The 17,659-nt window shown below is 66.1% G+C and carries 16 protein-coding genes and 2 riboswitches; all 16 genes read right to left on the bottom strand.

What is annotated here, in order from left to right; genetic code table 11:
• Positions 1-42: 42 nt before the first annotated feature.
• Entirely contained in the window at positions 43-1,236 is a 1,194-nt protein-coding gene (locus tag AC5Y5W_RS15925) for a PPE family protein (RefSeq protein ID WP_500011123.1), read from the bottom strand.
• 14 nt (positions 1,237-1,250) lie between these two features.
• Positions 1,251-1,550, bottom strand: coding sequence for a PE family protein (locus AC5Y5W_RS15920; RefSeq protein WP_499883871.1), 300 nt, complete (start codon positions 1,548-1,550; stop codon positions 1,251-1,253).
• A gap of 289 nt (positions 1,551-1,839) precedes the next feature.
• Positions 1,840-2,010, bottom strand: a riboswitch (M-box (ykoK) riboswitch).
• A gap of 339 nt (positions 2,011-2,349) precedes the next feature.
• Positions 2,350-3,552 carry a PPE family protein gene (locus tag AC5Y5W_RS15915; RefSeq protein WP_500011121.1) on the bottom strand — a complete coding sequence of 401 codons (1,203 nt, stop codon included), beginning with the start codon at positions 3,550-3,552 and terminating at the stop codon, positions 2,350-2,352.
• A gap of 12 nt (positions 3,553-3,564) precedes the next feature.
• A complete protein-coding gene (locus tag AC5Y5W_RS15910) occupies positions 3,565-3,864 on the bottom strand; it encodes a PE family protein (protein ID WP_500011120.1) in 300 nt (99 codons plus the stop codon).
• Between the two features lie 298 nt (positions 3,865-4,162).
• Positions 4,163-4,333: riboswitch (M-box (ykoK) riboswitch) on the bottom strand.
• Between the two features lie 259 nt (positions 4,334-4,592).
• Positions 4,593-6,425 (bottom strand): type VII secretion AAA-ATPase EccA, encoded by a 1,833-nt coding sequence (eccA, locus tag AC5Y5W_RS15905; RefSeq protein WP_500011118.1) that lies wholly within the window; start codon positions 6,423-6,425, stop codon positions 4,593-4,595.
• Entirely contained in the window at positions 6,422-7,615 is a 1,194-nt protein-coding gene (eccE, locus tag AC5Y5W_RS15900) for a type VII secretion protein EccE (protein WP_500011117.1), read from the bottom strand. Before eccE ends, eccA begins: the two co-directional genes overlap by 4 nt.
• Positions 7,612-9,336 carry a type VII secretion-associated serine protease mycosin gene (mycP, locus tag AC5Y5W_RS15895; RefSeq protein ID WP_500011228.1) on the bottom strand — a complete coding sequence of 575 codons (1,725 nt, stop codon included), beginning with the start codon at positions 9,334-9,336 and terminating at the stop codon, positions 7,612-7,614. Before mycP ends, eccE begins: the two co-directional genes overlap by 4 nt.
• The gene (gene eccD / locus AC5Y5W_RS15890) at positions 9,314-10,825 is read right to left on the bottom strand and encodes a type VII secretion integral membrane protein EccD (protein WP_500011116.1); all 1,512 of its coding nucleotides are present in this window, start codon (positions 10,823-10,825) and stop codon (positions 9,314-9,316) included. Before eccD ends, mycP begins: the two co-directional genes overlap by 23 nt.
• Positions 10,826-10,994: 169 nt before the next feature.
• Positions 10,995-11,909 (bottom strand): ESX secretion-associated protein EspG, encoded by a 915-nt coding sequence (locus AC5Y5W_RS15885; RefSeq protein ID WP_499884595.1) that lies wholly within the window; start codon positions 11,907-11,909, stop codon positions 10,995-10,997.
• An 88-nt stretch (positions 11,910-11,997) separates the two neighbouring features.
• Positions 11,998-12,282: a WXG100 family type VII secretion target gene (locus AC5Y5W_RS15880; protein ID WP_065013049.1), complete on the bottom strand. Its 285-nt coding sequence runs from the start codon at positions 12,280-12,282 to the stop codon at positions 11,998-12,000.
• A gap of 58 nt (positions 12,283-12,340) precedes the next feature.
• Positions 12,341-12,637: a WXG100 family type VII secretion target gene (locus tag AC5Y5W_RS15875; protein ID WP_500011114.1), complete on the bottom strand. Its 297-nt coding sequence runs from the start codon at positions 12,635-12,637 to the stop codon at positions 12,341-12,343.
• 113 nt (positions 12,638-12,750) lie between these two features.
• Entirely contained in the window at positions 12,751-13,905 is a 1,155-nt protein-coding gene (locus AC5Y5W_RS15870; protein ID WP_500011112.1) for a PPE family protein, read from the bottom strand.
• Between the two features lie 18 nt (positions 13,906-13,923).
• Entirely contained in the window at positions 13,924-14,223 is a 300-nt protein-coding gene (locus AC5Y5W_RS15865) for a PE family protein (protein WP_499883864.1), read from the bottom strand.
• A 538-nt stretch (positions 14,224-14,761) separates the two neighbouring features.
• Positions 14,762-15,853, bottom strand: coding sequence for an LLM class flavin-dependent oxidoreductase (locus AC5Y5W_RS15860; RefSeq protein ID WP_500011110.1), 1,092 nt, complete (start codon positions 15,851-15,853; stop codon positions 14,762-14,764).
• Between the two features lie 14 nt (positions 15,854-15,867).
• Entirely contained in the window at positions 15,868-16,893 is a 1,026-nt protein-coding gene (locus AC5Y5W_RS15855; RefSeq protein ID WP_500011226.1) for an ABC transporter substrate-binding protein, read from the bottom strand.
• 5 nt (positions 16,894-16,898) lie between these two features.
• Positions 16,899-17,657, bottom strand: a complete 759-nt coding sequence (locus AC5Y5W_RS15850) for an ABC transporter ATP-binding protein (RefSeq protein ID WP_500011108.1) — start codon at positions 17,655-17,657, stop codon at positions 16,899-16,901.
• Between the last annotated feature and the right edge of the window lie 2 nt (positions 17,658-17,659).

Here is a 17,659-nt window from a genome sequence, read left to right as displayed (position 1 = left end):
TTTATGTGTGTATCTGGCGATGTGAATTCGTTCGCCGCTGTGTCAACCGGCGATCACCGGTCGAGCCATCACCGTCGGCTTGAAGCCGTATCGGGGTGCGGCAAAGCCGTAGCCGCGTGCGCCTGCACCCGCCATCGGCATGCCAGGCATGCCAGGCATGCCGCCCGGCTCGGCCGCCGGAACGGCGCCGGTCCAGCCGCTGGCCGGGAACCGCGCAAGGGCTGAGTTGGCCACCGGGGTAGCGGCGGTCCAGCCCTGCGGCACCGACAAGGAGCCGACCATCTTCGCCTGACCGATCCCCGCCGAAACGGCGCCGCTGCCGAAGCCGGCCGGTCCGATCGCGGATATCCCGGCACCCGGTGCCACGGCTGGGAGTCCGTCCAGCCCACCCAGAGCCAGCGGGTCGGCGGCGGCGATGGCCGCACCGCGGATCACGGCGGCATCCGCCCCGATCTGGGTGATACCAGCTATGCCCATCGGGCTGAAAGAACTACTCATCAAGTTGGTGAGTCCGTTCGTGATATCCCCGGGTTGGATACCGGTCCCGCCGAGAAGGCCCCCGAGCCCGGAACCCGATCCGGTGCCTGCCATCGGTGATGCCAGCCCCTGCAGAGTCGTCGGCATCGCGGTCACCAGCTGGGACAGCTGGGACTGCGTGCTGGCGCCGGCGGCTTGAGCACCCGCTGCCTGCTGCGCGACCAAGCCCGCAGGGTTGGTGTTGCGGCGCGGCGCATGGAAGGGGGTGACCTTCGAGGCTGCTGCCGACGATCCGGCATACCCGTACATCGCGGTCGCGTCCTGAGCCCACATTTCGCCGTAGTGGGCCTCGGTGGCCGCGATCGCCGGGGTGTTCTGCCCCAAAACGTTGGTCGCAACCAGCGAAGCCAGCTGCGTCCGGTTGGCCGCGACCACTGGCGGCGGCACCGTCATCGCGAATGCCGCTTCGTAGGCGCCAGCCGCTGCCTTGGCTTGCGCGGCGGTCTGTTCCGCTTGCGCGGCAGTCGTGCTCATCCACGTCGCGTACGGCGCGGCGGCGGCCGCCATCGATGCGGACGCCGGGCCCATCCACCCTTCGCTCGTCAGCCCGGCGATCACCGACTCATAGGCGGCGGCCGTCGAACGCAATTCGGCGGCCAGTCCCTGCCACGCGGATGCCGCGGCAAGCAGCGGGGCCGAGCCAGCTCCGGCATACATGCGCGCGGAGTTGAATTCTGGTGGGAATGCTCCGAAATCCATTGCTACACCCCTCCTTAACCGGCCGCGATCGCGTTGGCGGCTTCAGTGACCGCGTACGACCCGGCGCTGGCGCGCATGGTGGACACAAACATTTCGTGAATCGCCGCAGCCTGTGCGCTGACGACCTGATACAGCTGTGCGTGCGCAGCGAACTGCGCCGCGGTCAGCGCCGAGACCTCGTCAGCGGCGGCGGGAAACACCGCGCTTGTCGGGCCGGCGACGGCCGCGTTCTGCGCCGACATCGCAGAACCAATGCCCTGCAGGTTGCCGGCGGCCGCCGTCAACATCTCGGGCTGTGTGGTCAAAAAAGTCATCGGACTTCTCCTTCGGGGAGCAGGCCGAATCCAGCCGCCACGGTGGCATCAGGGCATGCCGAAACCACCCACGCCTAACGCGAAGACGTGCCTATCAGCTCAGTCGGGGCGAGCCGAATCAGATGGAGAAAACCGTGCCGGGGACGGATTCGAACGAAACGGTCATCGATCTCGGATAGGGACTATCACTGGGACTCAATCTCGCTCTCACCTCCTCGCGGCCAGGGCACACGGGGGTGCCGATACGGATGCACACAGGGATGAGGCGACCCGGCAATCGATACCGGGCGCGGCACCCCTCTCGTCAGAGCTTTGGCACTACACGGCGTATCCGGTTGTCCCGGAAGCCACTTGGGCTCAACCCTTAAGCCGGGAGGAGCTGTCCTGACCCTGGGCGTCTTTCGACGTTCGAGGTCAGTGGCCTATATCCGTGCAGACGCCTCACCTAGCGAGGTGCTTGCAGAGGCCATGGTGGCACCGGAATCGAGGCACGTCAACTTGCCTCGCCTGGAACCGCATGCGATAACGTCGGCGGTGGCTCGGTCAGAAGTTGCTGTGCAGTGCCGATACCGGGTGCGGTGTTGAGTCGGTGCTCGCCCGGGTGGTGGCGCTGAGCACCGCGTTCACCGTGCCGTCGACGACGGCGGTTACTCGTCAGGCTCGTCGTGAGCCAACTGGAAGTGTTTGCGAGCTGCTGAACAGCTGTGAGCGCTCCCGGGCCATGTCGCCGGGCAGCGCCATCAGCTTGCTCGCGCAGCAGAAAATCGTTCGGGCACGGGTGTTTTCGATCAGGCTCCCACTATCCGGCAGCCGGTGGATGTGCCATCACCATGGGACGGAATCCGTACCGGGGTGCAGCGAAACCGAACCCGCGTCCGGACGACCCCATCATCGGCATCCCCGGCATGCCGGGCGTCCCGGCCATCTCCCCCGCTACAGCCTGGGGGGCGGCGGTCCAGTTGGAGACCAATGACGCCGTCGCCGAGGGGGTCGTCGCCGGGGTAGCGGCCCAGCTCTGCGGGACCGATAACGACCCGACGAAAGTCGCCCGGCCCAGACCGGCGGCCACTGCGCCAGTCCCGCCTACTGGCGTGATTGCGGCTACCCCCGAACCCGGCACCAACGGCATGATCCCCGGTCCGAGCTCGCTCATACCGTCGATGCCGAGCCCGCCGGATGCGGCAGCGTGCATCACGGCGATGTCTGCGCCGGCCTGGGTGATGCCGGCCAGGCCCATCGGGCTAAACGAGCTGCTCATCAGGTTCGTCCCGGCGTTCAGGAAATCTCCGGGTCCTAGCCCCCCCGACACACCCGGTACCCCCGGGCTGGCGCCGGTGGTTGCCATCGGCGATGACAGGCTCTGCAACGCGTGAGGCATAACCGAAACCACTTGGGACAGCGACGATTGCACGCCGGAGCCGGACGCAGATCCAATGGACTGACCGACCGCCACGCCCTGTGCGGCCACGCCCGCCTGGTTCGTATTCTGCTGCGGCGGCGTGAACGGGTCCACCTTCGTGGCAACGGCCGAGGCGGCGGCATAACCGTACATTGCTCCAGCGTCCTGGGCCCACATTTCGCCGTAGTGTGCTTCGGTCGCTGCGATGGCCGGGGTGTTTTGGCCCAGCACGTTGGTCGCGACCAGCGACATCAACAAGCTGCGGTTGGCGGCGATCACCGGCGGCGGAACCGTCATCGCAAATGCCGCTTCATAAGCGGCCGCGGCCGCCCTGGCTTGGCCGGCCGTGTACTCGGCCTGCGCGGCAGTGGTACTCATCCATGCCGCATACGGCGCGGCAGCAGCCGCCATCGACGCCGAGCCGGCGCCCAGCCAGGTGTTGCCGGCAAGGCCGGAAATCACCGACGAGTAGGAAGCCGCGGCCGAACTGAGTTCGGTGGCCAAGCCATCCCAGGCCGATGCCGCCGCCATCAACGACCCAACACCACCGCCGGCATACATGCGGGCGGAGTTGAATTCTGGTGGGAATGCTCCGTAATCCATGGTGCCGCCCCACTAACCCGCAGCGACCGCGTTGGCGGCCTCGGTAGCGGCATACGAGCCGGCGCTGACGGACAGCGTGTTCACGAACATCTCGTGAACCGCCGCTGCCTGGGAACTGACGGCCTGGTACAACTGGGCGTGCGTCGCGAATTGCGCTGCGGTCAGCGCTGATACCTCGTCGGCCGCCGCGGGCACCACTGCCGTCGTCGGTCCGGCTGCAGCCGCGTTCTGCTCGGCGAGCCCCGCACCGATCCCCTGCAAATTGCCGGCCGCTGCAGACAGCATTTCCGGCTGTGTCGTCACGAAAGACATTTGGACTTCTCCTTACGGATAAGTCCGACCCGGTTACGGGCTTCGGTCGCTGTGCTGGTGGCGGTCTGCGTCAACGCCGATGTGCTCCGAAGGCGGAGAGATGGCCTGGCGCAAGCAGAGTCAGCCGGCGAATACGGTGCCGTGACCGGATCGGAGCGAAACGGTCATCGATTTCTGCTGGTTGTGACAAGGACTATCAAAAGGACTGACTTTCGCCCACCTCCTCACCGCCAACGCACAGCAGTGCCACCACAGCCGCACAAGAGTGAGTGAGCCCTCCGACGACGTCGTGCGCCGGAGGGCACCCCTCTCGTCAGAGCTTTGGCACCACACGGCGTATCCGGTTGGGCCGGAAGCCACTTGGGCTCAACCCTTAAGCCGGGAAGAGCTGTCCTGACCCTGGGCGTCTTTCGACGTTCGAGGTCAGTGGCCTATATCCGTGCAGACGCCTCACCTAGCGAGGTGCATGCAGCGTCATGGTGACACCGCGGCGGGAACGGGTCAATCGGTTTGGCAACCGCTGTGCGGCGCCGGGAGAACTCATTAGTCTGGATTGCTGCAGCCAGCCACGGCGCGGTACTGCAGGTAGTACAGACCGCGAGGAGAAAATCGCGTTGTCCTGCGGATATCTTCCTGAGAACATACTTTAGCGACGTGCAGCGGAGACCGTCTGCCAGTTGCGTCACAGTTAGCTGTCGACTTGCTGTGCGACAGCCGAGCGTCAGCGACTATGTGCTCTTCTTCTCGGCCACGGCCGCGCCGAGCCCCTCGGCGAGATCGTCGCGGGTCAACTCCTTGAACCGGCGCAGCTGGTCCTCGCTGAACTCGTCGAGCTCACTTGACAGCACCGCGTCCAGGTCTTCGTCGTCGAGGCGGAAACTGCGGTGATCACGAGCCTTTTCCACCACATTCCGTACGAAGCCCGCATTGCCGAGTACGTCAATACCCCGGATCAGATCGCCTTCCTCGGAGAGGTTTTCGTCGTCGTAGAACTTTGTGTACGACGGCAACAACACCTCGACCGCGTCGTCGGTGATCACGTCCTCGTTTTCCCGGCCCATCAGCTGGGTGAGCGCGATCAACTCCGGCGGTGTGTAACTGTAGAACTCGATCACCGTCGAAAACCGCCGCCGCAGACCCTGGTTCACCTCCAGCATGCGCTCCATCGCTTTGGCGTAGCCAGCCCCGAACACCACCAGCTCGTCGCGGTGATTCTCCATGTAAAGCAGCAATGTGTTGATGATCGCGTTGCCGTAAGCGTCACCCTGCGAGTAGCCACGCTCATGCAGGTTATGCATCTCATCGAAGAAGACGGCCCCGCCCAACGCCTCTTCGAGCATCTCCTCGGTGTTCTTCTCAGCGTCGGCCATGTAGCGACCCAGCAGCTTGGAGCGGCTCGTCTCCACCACCAACGGCTTACGCAGCACGGTCAGCCCGCACAGCTGCTTGGTGAACGCTCGCGCCACCGTGGTCTTGCCGGTGCCGGGCGGACCTAAAAGCAACGTGTGCCGCGACGAGATAGGCACGGGCAGACCCATTTTCGCGCGCGCCAGATTCACTTTGGTCGTCGACTTGATCAGTTTGATTTCGCGTTTGGCCTGTTCCATGCCCAACATCGCATTGAGCTCCGCATCGCCTTCAGCCAAGTACTTCTTGGCCATCTCGGCGTGTCGGGCCGCTTCGGCCTGCTCGCGGGTCGGCGCGCTGTCGGGATCCCACGGGTCTGTCCGCGCCTCGATGGTTTCCGGGTCGGTCAGCACCAGCCGATAGTTGGGGTTGTCCAATGCTTCACGGGCCGGGGCGAACTTGGCGTCACGCGAATAGACGCGCCGCAGCATCTCGACGGCCTCGTCCTCGCGGCCCAAGTGCCGCAGGCACATTCCCTTGGTGTACATGGCGACGTTGGCCGCGTTGGGCACCCGGTCGCCCTCGATCGCTTCTTGGGCACGGTGGGTGGCTTCCTCGAAGACTCCCAGCGACGCCAACGCCGTCGTAGCCATCGCCGCCCCGGCGGCCTTCAACTCGGGATGACGCCACTGCGTGGACGGCGGAAACTGAGTCAGCACATCGGGCCAACGGCCGGTGCGGAAATACAGCACGCCACGGACATAGGCGATCAGCTCGGCGTCGAAGGCATGCCGTGGTTCCGTCTGATCGAGCAGCCGTGCGGCGTCCTCATAGCGTTTCGCGTCGACCAGGGCGGCGGCGTAGGCAGCCGCCAGTGATTCCACGCTGGTGACGGCCAGTCGCAGAAACAGCCCGTCGGACACCTCGGGGCGAAACTCCAAGTCCGACAGACCCAGGCGGCGGATCTCCCAGCCGAACGTCTTCGCGGTTTCCCAGGAATTGGTGAGTACCTCGAGATCCTGCTCACCGGCCAGCACCCGAGCCAACCAGGCATCGCACATGTCGGGGTCGAGGCGGCTCGCGGTGGTGAACATCTGCAGCGCCACCTGCGGATTGTTGCTGGGCTGTAGGCCGTTTACGGAGACGCCAGACGCCAGCAGGCCAGCAACCATCGCGTTACGGGCATCCGTCGCGGCGGCCTGCGGCCTGGTCATTGCGACGTCCCGGCGCCGCTCACCGGGTACGGCGGAGCGACCGCGTCAATCGCGACCGTGACTGATTCGTCGTCGCTCAGCACCCGGCTTGACATCATCAGCGCCGGACCTGCCATGGGGGCCGGCAAGCTGGCGCGCACCGCGTGCAATTGACGTCCGGTGAGTCGATTCAGCCCGCTCCACATACTTTTTGGTAGGCGTTTGTCGCTGTGATAGCGCACGAATGCCGACACGTCGATGCCGCCGCGTCGCGGGGTGAGCCGGACCGTCACCACGGTGACGTCGGTGTCGGCGAGCCACAGCTCGTCCAGCATGGTCTCGGTGATGTCGGCCGGCGACACCCAAAAGCTCGTCACGTACACGTCAGCGCACTTGAGGAAGCGCCAGTACGGCCGAATCTGGTCGGGGTCCAGGCCCGCCAACAGCGCGTCGTCGACATCGGCGATCTCGGCGGCGGTAAGGATGCGGGCCATGCAGCGCCGCCCGTCGAGGTCTTGAGTGAGCCGCTCGGTGGCCGCCGCCAGCGTCGAGGCCAGCGAATCGCGCGCGGCCACCGCCGCCACGTTGTGTTGCGGGTCCATCCGCAGCACGATCCAGGTCCTGCGGTCCTCGAGCGGGCGTTGGTTCTCCCCGGCCTCGAGATCGTCTTGACTGGCCGACGCCCATTCGCCGGGGCCCTTGGGCCCCTGCCGTTCGCCCACCGAGACGATGTCGACGCCGTCCAACCGAACGTCGAACTGCCGCAAGGCCGAAGCGACCGCCTCCAGCGGTAGCGCGCCGGGTGAGCCGGCCCGCTGGCGATGTCGGCCCGATGGTGCGTCGGCGGGCCCTTCCACCGCGATCACCGTCACCAGCCGACCGTCGTATTCACGAATTCCGACCACGTCCCGGCCAAACCGGCGCTGGTGATCGATCGCCGGCGTGCATCCGGCCACCAGGGCTTCCGGATCGGCATACCAATTACGCACCCGCGCAACAGGTGCCGCGGCGAGCGGGATGCCCCGATACGTCACGATCGCGACGATTGTGACCAGCACCGCGACACCGACGCCCACCCACCACGCGACATGGTTTTTCTGCCAGGCGTCCGGGCAATGACTGGCGATCGCCAGCACCGCGACGTCGATGAGAAACACCGCGGTGATCCGCGCCCACGACAGGGCCAGCCCGAACCGTCGCTCCGCCTTCATCGCTCCCTCGCCGACCGTCGCATCAATTTCGCACTCCCGAATATCGCTCCCACCAGCAGCACCGCCGCAGCCAGTCCGCCAGCGGCCACCCAAACCGGCGTCATGTTGCGCTCGGGGGGCGGTGGCGGCAGTTTCAGCGGCGACGACAACTCCTTGGGCTTCACCGGACCATCTGGAACGTCCCAGGTCAGTGCCGCGACCGGGTCCACCACACCATGTCCGATCTGGTTGTCCACGCCCCGCGCCGGCGCCCTGGCCGTGCGGATCAATCGGTTGATGATCTGATGCGACGACAGCTCGGGATACTTGGCCCGAACCAGCGCCGCTACTCCGGAGACGATCGCGGTCGAAAAACTGGTGCCGGTCGGCACCAACAGCGTGTTATCCGGACCGTCGATCGCGTTGACCAAGCTGTCCTCTCGCGGCGAGAGTCCGACGATGTCGGTGCCGGGTGCTGCGATGGACACCCACGGCCCGGCCACGCTCGTTTTGTCCAGCGGCGCGCCAGCGGCATCAACGGCGCCCACGGTCAGGACATACTCGTCGAACCATGCCGGCGTCACTACAGTTGTCACGCCGTTCCAATCACGGGGATCGTTGGGCCGCAAGGGATCATAGAGCGGATTCTGTTTGCAGTCCTTCTGACTGGTGTCGCCGGCGGCAGCGACGATCACCGCGTCCTTGTCAACCGCCGCATAACGCACAGCGGCGCCCAGGTCGGCCTGATCGAGGACGCTGCGCGCGCTCATGCACAGCACCTGAGAGATGTTGATTACCGAGGCACCCATGTTGGCCGCATGCACGATCGCTCGGGCCATGGTCCGGATGTTGTCCATCTTCTGCCGGGTCTGCGGATCCTCATCGCCGGTAAACGCATCCTTGAGACCGAACGCCTGGCTGGACTGCCGGATCGAGATCAAGTCGACGTCGGGAGCGATGCCGCTGAACGCGTCAGTCGGTTGTCCCGGCGGCGGTTGGTTGGGGGCAGCCGGGCGCGGCTGGTCGACGGCGCGGAAACGCCCGCCGCCGGTATAGCCCGGCGCGACGAACTTTCCGTGCTGCCGGTTGACCGCCGGGGCTTTCGGGGGTGCCGGCATCCACGGGAATGCCGGCTGCGCGGGCTCCTCGGGCGGCGGCGGAACCATAGTCACCGTCTGAGGCGGTGGAGGCGGTACCGACAATGTGATGGTTTGTGGCGGCGGCGCAGGGGGCGGCGGTTCGTTGGTGGGCACCGGAAGCGGCTTGCGCTCTGGCGGAGGCGCCGGGGCTACGCCGCTGGCCGGGGTGGCGGCGATCATCGACGCCACGAGTGTGCCGTGCGCGTCGCAGTCCGACAGCCCGTCGCCGCCGGCCATCACGTAGTCGCCGCCGCCCGCCAGGCGCGGCAGTCTCGGGTGCGGCGTCACCCCGGTGTCGATGACGGCGACCTTCACCCCGCCGCCACGGCCGAACCGCCAGGCTTCGGGCAGGTTCAGCATGTCCATGTACTTCGGCTGGATCCGAAAGTCGGTGTCGGGCAACACGCCAACCTCGGTGCAGTACGACGTTTGCCGCATCGGCTGTTCGGGTCCGGGGGGACTGTCGGGCGGCACTGCCGCGGGGTCGATCGCCGGCGGAGCGATCGCGTACGCCGCTGGTGAACCTGCCAAAGCCGCCGAGGCCACGATGAGCGTGGTGGCAGCCAGCGCTGCCGTACGGCTACCGATACCGGATCGCTGCATAGACATTCATCAACCACAATGCCAGCGGGAATATCGGCATCAGGCACAGGTACTCGATCCACTCCACGAATTTGCGGAACAGCGGGCTGTAGATCGTGTTGGGCACAACCGCCGCGGCGGTCAACCCGGCGGCCGGCAACAGCACCAAGATTCCCGCGCCTACCGACACCGACAGTGGTGAAGACAACACCAGCACATACCGCCCCACCACGGCCGCCACGATGATGACGGCGGTCAAGGCCAGCGTGATCGCCTGCCAGCGATCCACATAGGAGCGTCCACGCAACAGCAGGAAACCGGCAGTGGAGGCGGCCAGCAGTACCGGCAGCCAGCGCTGACCGGTGTGCGGGTCGCACAGTCCGGCCAGGCACACCACCACCAGCACGCCCAGCCCCACCAGCAGACCGGTCAAAAACGCCCGGGCGCGCTGAGCGCGCAACACCACGTCGCGCACCGAGGACGGGCCTTCCAGGGTCGGACGTCCACTGCCGGAGAGGACCACCGTGGTCGGCAGATCGGGCCGAGCCTCGAACACCCAGCGACTGGTGGCAGAAGGAAAAACCGGCAGCCGGATACCGGACAGCCAGCGTGACAGCGATGGCGCAGCGTGATACCCGATCACACAGGCAAGCAGCAGACACGACATCAGCGTTACCGCACCGGTCAACAGCAGCATGCGTGCCAGGCTGGCCACCGTGGCGGCAACACAGATGGTGATGATCGCGGTGTAGAGGCCCAGCCGCCGACCGGTGAACCGCAGCGCAAGCACCGACCCGACGCCGACGACCGCGAAACCCAGCACCGCATGCGGTGCCCCTACCGGTCCAGGTGGCGCCGCCGCGGCCGCCACCGCCAGCGGCGCCAGCCCGCTGACCAGGATCATGTCGCCCACCCGGCGTTCGGACACCGACGTCGAACGCATCAACACCAGCGTCGCCACCGTCAGCACCAGCACCGCAACCACCGCGGCGTAGCTGGCTGTCAGCCAGGAATCATCCCGCCACCGCCACCACCCCAGCGCGGCCGCGGCGAGCAGCACTCCCACCGACAACATCGCGGCGCCGACTTGCACCGCGACAACCGGATCGATGGCTGCGAACCGTTTGGACAGGTTCACCGACACCGCCGTCGAGATGTGCTCGATCACCTGTGATCGGTGCTCGGTGTCCTCGATGAACCGCAGCCATAGCCGGTCGCCGTCGAAGACGTCCTGCTCGGTCAGGGACTGCGCGGACCGCAAAGGGGTGCCGTCGATCAGGCACAACATCCAGCGGCCGCGTCCGGTGGCCTCTAGCGGTGCCACATCGAGTTCGCGCAGCCGGTTGTTGACGACCTTCAGCAATGGGTCGACCATGACCGACACCGGAGCATTGGCGTCCAGCAGCACGCCGATCTGCACATCGGCGGCCATGATGGCGATCACCGCCGCTTGAGGTGAGGAAACCGCCTCAGCGCCCGATTGCTGCGCTTCGGCCACCACCGCGGTCATAGTGCTGCCCCTTTGTCGACGAATTCTGAGTTCATGTGCCTTGCCTCGCTATTAAATTGCGACGCTCGTCCCAATTGTTGAGCCAATTCTAGAGCATTTCCCCAAATCTGCATCTCGAGTGATTGCTTACCCGAAAACCCTTGGTGTAGGTCGGTTTTCCGCGGGATTGTTAAACTCTGCGATGCGTTTTCCACTCGCCATACGGCAGCGTTTCTAAAACGGTCTTGACTCCGACTTGCACCAACTGTGGGGTGGCCGGACAGATCGCCAGCCACGCCTCGCCCGACCCGGCTGTGCGGGCTTGCTGGTACATCGCGATGCGCCCGCCCGATCCGTCCTTCAGCGACAGCACCGACGCGCTTGGCGCTCGGGCGTCGTCGCGGTATTGCCGCGCGTAGACCGCGGCCTCGGCCGCGGGGTCCGACAGCGCCTGTCCAAGGGCGGCCACAGTGGCCGCGCTGATGCCCAGTCGACGCAGGTCGCCGCCGGAGAAGACGTTGAACCCTGCGCCCTGCCATGCCTTCGTCGCTTCCAGCATTTCCTCGAGCGGTACGTTGACGGCGTTGATCGCCGCAGGGTCGGCATGGTGAATCGACTCCAGTCCGTCAAAGACCAGTGCGGCGATCGAGGCGGTATCGGCGATCGCCACATCGTCGACGGTGATGTCATTGGCGACGCGTACCGCCGAGACCCAATGTTGGCCGCGCCGGGCCAGCACCACCCGGAATTCGTTGTCCGGGATGTCCCGGGATCCGACCGGCTGCTCTTCGCCTTCCTCGGTCGGCTCGTTGACGCCGTAGAGCAGTTTGCCCCGGGACAGCAGCACGACGATTTCCAAGTCGGGTGCGGCCAGCACCCGCAACCGGGCGGCGACCTGCTCATCAACCGTCTCGCCGGTGACGATGCCCTCTTGGCGCATCACCGCCATCCCGGGGTGCTCGTTGAGCCAATCGTTGGAATCGGTGGAGACGTAGGGCCGGCAGCGCAGCTCGGGCGCGACGTGCCGGATATCCAGCAGCGCCTGGAGCATCCAGAAACCCTCGACGTTGACGGTGATGTCGGTGCGGGTGCCCTGTTGGTCCATCGTTACTTTCGGGTCGCTGTGGTTAAAGACCGCAGGACGCGGCAGCACACACCGACTCGGGTGTGCTGCCGCGCCTGGGGTTGAGTACTTAGGCCCAGCTGGAGCCGACGGCGCTGTCGGTGCTGGCCATGTTGTTGCCGGCGGTTTGCACCTTTTGACCGTGGGCGTTGGCCTGTTCGTAGATCACCTGGAAGTTGCGGCCCAACTGGGTGATGAACTCCTGGCAGGCCACCGAGCCCGCGCCGCCCCAAAAGTCGCCGGCAGCAAGCACATCGCGGATGATGGCCTGGTGCTCGGCTTCCAGGGAGGCGGCCTGAGCGCGGATCAGCGCGCCGTGGGCATCCACGTCGCCGAACTGGTAGTTGATCGTCATGACAAGTGTTCTCCTAACGTGTGAAAGCTTACGCAGCCACGGCTGTCGCCGCAGCGGGTCAACTGCTCAGAATCTGCTGCGATGCCTGCTCTTGCTGTTCGTAGTTGTTGGCGTCGCGGATCAGCCCGTCGCGCACGCCGTGCAGCATGTTGACGATGTTGCGAAACGCGGTGTTCATCTGGCCCATGGTGTCGTGAGAGGTCAGCTGGGCGGTTCCGCCCCAGCCGGCTCCGGCGATGTTCTGCGAGGACGCCCACATTTTGCGGGCTTCGTCTTCGACGGTCTGGGCGTGCACATCAAAACGGCCCGCCATGTCCCGCATCGCGTGCGGGTCAGTCATAAAGCGCGTGGTCACCTGAAGTTCTCCTTAGTAAGTAGTGATCTGCGATGGACGTTGTGGTAGCCGGGGCCGGCTGCGCGGTGGCGCAACCGCCGGCCTGAAACACACGGATCAGCCCCCCTTTCCCGCTAGCCGGCCGCCGGCGAGTGTGGCACTACGACAGGACGCATATCGAACCGCGGAGTAGCGCCCGTGGGCGTGCCGGCGCGCGCCGCGTTGGCAAGCATCGGCATCCCACCGAGCATGCTCGGGTTACCTGATCCGACCGAGGAGGCGCCGAGGCCCGCGCCCGGCAACGCGGAGGTGCCCGCGCCGATGTTCGGGGCTGCGGCGGCCCAGGTCTGGGGTACCGACAGTGGCCCGATCGTGCCGGCGCGGCCCAACCCCGCCGACACCGCCGATCCGGCGTTACCAAGGCCGGACAGGCCGCTCAGACCGCCGGTGCCCGAACTGAGCGCCGGCGCCATGGCCGCAGCCGCACCGCTGGCGGCAGTGGTCGACCCGCTGAAAGCCTTCGAGAGCCCATTCATCGAATTGCCCAGCGAGAGCAGGTAACTACTGTTCTGCGGGACCATCGTGGCGTAGCCCAGGGCCTCTTTGAGGGACAGCGGCGACCCGGATGACGACGACGCAAGCTGTTGCAGGGCGCCGGTAGGCGCTGTGGCCATCGACGCAGTCGTCTGCGCATGGGTACCGGCTGAGACCGCGGAGGCATTGCCGACTGCGGCGGCTTGAGCAGCGGCCGCAGTCGGGTTGGTGTTCTGCGCCGGCGGGGCGAACGGGGTGAACTTCCAGGTCGCCGCCGACGCACCGGCGTAGACATGCATGGCGGTGGCGTCCTGGGCCCACATTTCGGCGTAATGCGCTTCGGTCGCCGCGATCGCCGGAGTGTTCTGCCCGAGGATGTTCGTCGCGATCAGTGACATCAACTGAGCACGGTTGGCCGCAATCACCGGCGGTGGCACGGTAGCCGCGAAGGCGGCCTCATACGCGACCGCTGCTGCCCTGGCCTGGTTGGCGGTCTGCTCAGCCTGGGTGGCGGTGGCCGTCAGCCACGTGACGTACGGTGCGGCCGCCGCTGACATCGACGTCGCGGCCGGACCGGTCCAGGGCCCGGCCGTCAGCCCGGAGATCACCGAGCCGTAGGACCCGGCTGTGGAATGCAGCTCGGCGGCCACCCCGTCCCAGGCCGATGCGGCGGTCAGCAGCGGTGCAGGACCCGGACCGGCGTACATCCGACCGGAGTTGACCTCCGGAGGCAGTACCCCGAAATCGAAGAACATTTCGAAACCTCGGGTCGCCTAACCCGCCGCGACCGCGTTGGCTGCCTCGGTGGCCGCGTACGACCCGGCGCTAGTGCCCAGCGTGTTGACGAACATCTCGTGGATCGCCTGCGCCTGAGCGCTCACCGCCTGGTACATCTGGGCGTGTGCGGCGAACTGCGCAGCCGTCAGGGCCGAGACCTCATCGGCTGCTGCGGGAATCACACCCGTTGTTGGGGCCGCTGCGGCCGCATTTTGCGCGCTCATAGCCGAGCCGATGCCCGTCAGGTTGCCGGCCGCCGCTGTGAGCGCCTCCGGCTGTGTCGTCACGAACGACATTTCCTATCTCCTTCTAGCAAGCGTCAGCAATCGCTTCCGTGCCTGAGCGTAGATGGCTTTAACCCCCGACGCCGCCCGCGACGGCCGGTGTTGGCAAGTGTTTACCTGACAGCACCAAATGTTCATCTTCAGTAACGGTGCAGTAACAGCCTGCGCTCGGGAATAGCTGGTTCGCCGACCAAACGATGGCCCGACCTGCGCGAACGCTTTAGTCCGAGTTAGCCAGCAACTCCGGCGGCAGTCGCGCCGCGTCGGCATCGCGTGGCAACAGGAAGGCACGGCGCCTCCGCGCGCCATAAAAATCTTGCCGCGAAAAAGGCGCCATCGCGAAAGTCGTTGTACATGAGCTCAGCAACCAATGCGTCTCGGCAGGCGAGTACCGCAGGGCTGGCCGACTGCTGAGCGCAACGAGCCCGCGTTGGAGGAGGCCTGCCCACGCCGCGCACCTGATTCCCCGGGTGGCCGTCCGTGATGCCGGCCGAGAGGACGCCATGGGTATCGTGCGCTCGAGAATCAGTCGGCGTGTCAGTCGACGAGATCAAGCAGCGCCCTTCTGGCGCAGGATGGGCAGCACACCCTCGGCGAACCAGTACGCCTCTTCCAAGTGCGGGTAGCCCGACAGGATGAACTCGTCAAAACCCAGCGAGTGGTACTCCCAAATCAGGTTGGCGACCTCTTCGTGGTTGCCGACCAGCGCAGTCCCAGCGCCACCGCGTACCAGTCCGACCCCGGCCCACAGATTCGGGTAGATCTCCAACTGGTCGACCCGGCCGCCGTGCAGCGCGGTCATCCGGCGCTGGCCTTCCGATTCCGAGCGGGAATGCAGCGCTGTCGCGTTGGTGATCTGCTCGGGTGTGAGTTCTTTGACAAGTTCCTCGGCCACCGCCCACGCCGCCGCCGAGGTGTCGCGGCTGATGGTGTGCAGCCGGATCCCGAATCGGACGCGGCGGCCGCGGGCTTCGCCCAATGCCCGCACCTTCGCGATCTTCTCGGCGGCGGACTGGGGTGGTTCACCCCAGGTCAGGTACACGTCGACGAACTCCGCGGCGACCGGCAGCGCAGCCGCCGAAGAGCCACCGAAGTAGATCTGCGGCAGTGGATCCGGCGGCGCCGACACCCGCGCGTCTTGAACCTTGTAATAGCTGCCAGTGAAGTCAACGGACTCCTGCCGCCACACCGCGTTCACAATATGAAGGAATTCGGCGGTCCGGGCATAGCGCTCATCGTGGCCGAGCCAGTCACCGAAGCGGCGCTGCTCGCGGTCGTCGCCGCCGCTGACGATGTTGAGCAGCACACGTCCCTCGGACAGCCGTTGCAGCGTCGCGGTCTGCTGCGCGGCCAAGGTGGGCGGCACCAACCCCGGACGGAACGCGACAAGAAACTTCAGCCGCTCGGTTTCGGATAGCAGCGCCGAAGCCGCCAACCAGGCGTCCTCGCACCAGGTCCCGGTCGGGGTCAGCACCCCTTCATAACCGAGCCGATCGGCCGCCCGCGCCACCTCGGCCAGATACCGACGGCTGGGCTCGCGATAGCCCTCCGGAACCGTGTGGTGCGACGAGGCGTGCGATGCCCCCACAATGAAGCGGCCGTCGCCGTTGGTGGGCAGGAACCAAAAGAACTTTGCCGGCATCTGTCTTTAACTCCTCAGTTTGTGATGGCCAGGTTTGGCCACAGCGCCTCGTTGAATCGGCGATCTACCCAGTCGGCGAATTTCGGCGACGACTGGAGCTGACCCGACGCCGCGAAAAGGTCAGCCAATCGCTGTTGGGAGGCGATCACGTCATCGCCGAGTTCGGTCGGCAGCTGCAGGCTGCGGCCTTGCGCTATCGCCGCAACATGCAAGTCCAGCCCGACGTCGGTGGCATAGCTGGCGGCCCATTGCTGCGGGTGGGCCCTCGCCCATTGGGCGGCTTTCTCGAAGCGGATCAACAGGTCCGTCAGCGCGGTGTTGCGCTTCGGATCGGCCAACGCCGAATCGGAGGCGATGCCAAACCAGTCGCCGTTGGTAACGCCCTGGGCTTCGGCGATGCTGCGCACCGAAATCTGCTGCTCGGCCTGGGCGGTGTAGGGATCCCAAATCGCCCACGCATCGCCCTGCTGCTGCGTAAATGCCGTCAGTGCGTCGGCGGGTTGCAAGAACACGAGTTTCACATCGGATGGCTGCAATCCGGCCTTGTCGAGTTGGGCGAGCACGTTGCCGTGGGCTGAGCTGCCCTTGGCGACGAGGATGGTCTTACCGCGCAGGCCGGCTACCGATGTGATCGGTGAATCGGCGTGTACCAGAATGCGGTTGCCGGCTCCGCCGCCGCCGTAGGCGGAGACTACTTTGATTTTCGCCATGCTCGCAGCACCGAAAATCGGCGGCATATTGCCGCAGATCGCGAAGTCGATCTTCCCTGCGGTGGCTGCCTCGACCTGCGGCGGCCCGGACGTAAATATCGGAAACGCCACGTTGTACGGCACGTTGTCGAGCTGTCCGGCAGCGCGCAGCAGCGATTCCGTGCGGCCCTGCTGATCGCCGACTTGCAACGTCAGGTCAGCCAGCTCGGACAGCGGCACGCTGGCCGGCGCCTGGCTGGACCTTGAATGGTCTTGCCGCGATACACATCCGGTAACCAGCACGCTCAGCACCGCGGTGAGCGCAACCAACACGCGCCACTTGCTTGGCATCATGATCACGAGATCCGCACGCCGAGCCGCTCGAGCAGCTCGGTGCGGTAGTGCTCGGTGTGGGCGCCTGGTTGGTTGACTGAGCGACGCGGGCCCTCGATTGCCAGCGTGTGGATGATGCGGCCCTGCTCGAGGACCAGCACGCGGTCGGCCAGCGCGACGGCTTCGTCGACGTCGTGGGTTACCAGCACGACACCAAACCCGTGTCGATGCCACAGGTCGAGCAGCAGTGTGTGCATCGTCAACCGAGTCAATGCGTCGAGCGCCCCGAGCGGCTCGTCGAGGAGCAGCAGCGCAGGTTCGGCCACCAGTGCCCGGGCCAGCGAAACTCGTTGCGCCTGACCGCCTGACAGGGTCAGCGGCCACACGCGGCCGCGGTCGGCCAGCCCGACGTCGGCGAGTGCCCGCTCGGCGCGTTGCCGGATCTGGGTTGCGGGCAGTCGACTGCGGGTCAGTCCGTAGCCGACATTGCTCCGCACATCGCGCCACGGGAACAGCCGCGGCTCCTGGAAGGCCAGCGTGGGCGCGCCGGCCGTTACCCGATCGCCGGTGTGATCGCTCGAGAGCCCGGCCAGCACGCGCAGCACCGTCGATTTGCCTGAGCCGCTTCGGCCGACCAGCGCGACGATCTCGCCGCGTCCCACCTGCATCGAGACATCGACCAGCACATGATTGCGGCCGTACCACTTGTCGACGTGATACAGCGCTCCGGCGACTTCGCTATCTACCGAGGGGTGTGGGCCAGATTCCACAATGACTGTCACAC

The organism is Mycobacterium sp. NGS51 (assembly GCF_059812525.1).
The sequence above is the reverse complement of the archived record's forward strand: the minus strand, read 5'-3'. Positions and strand labels throughout refer to the sequence as shown.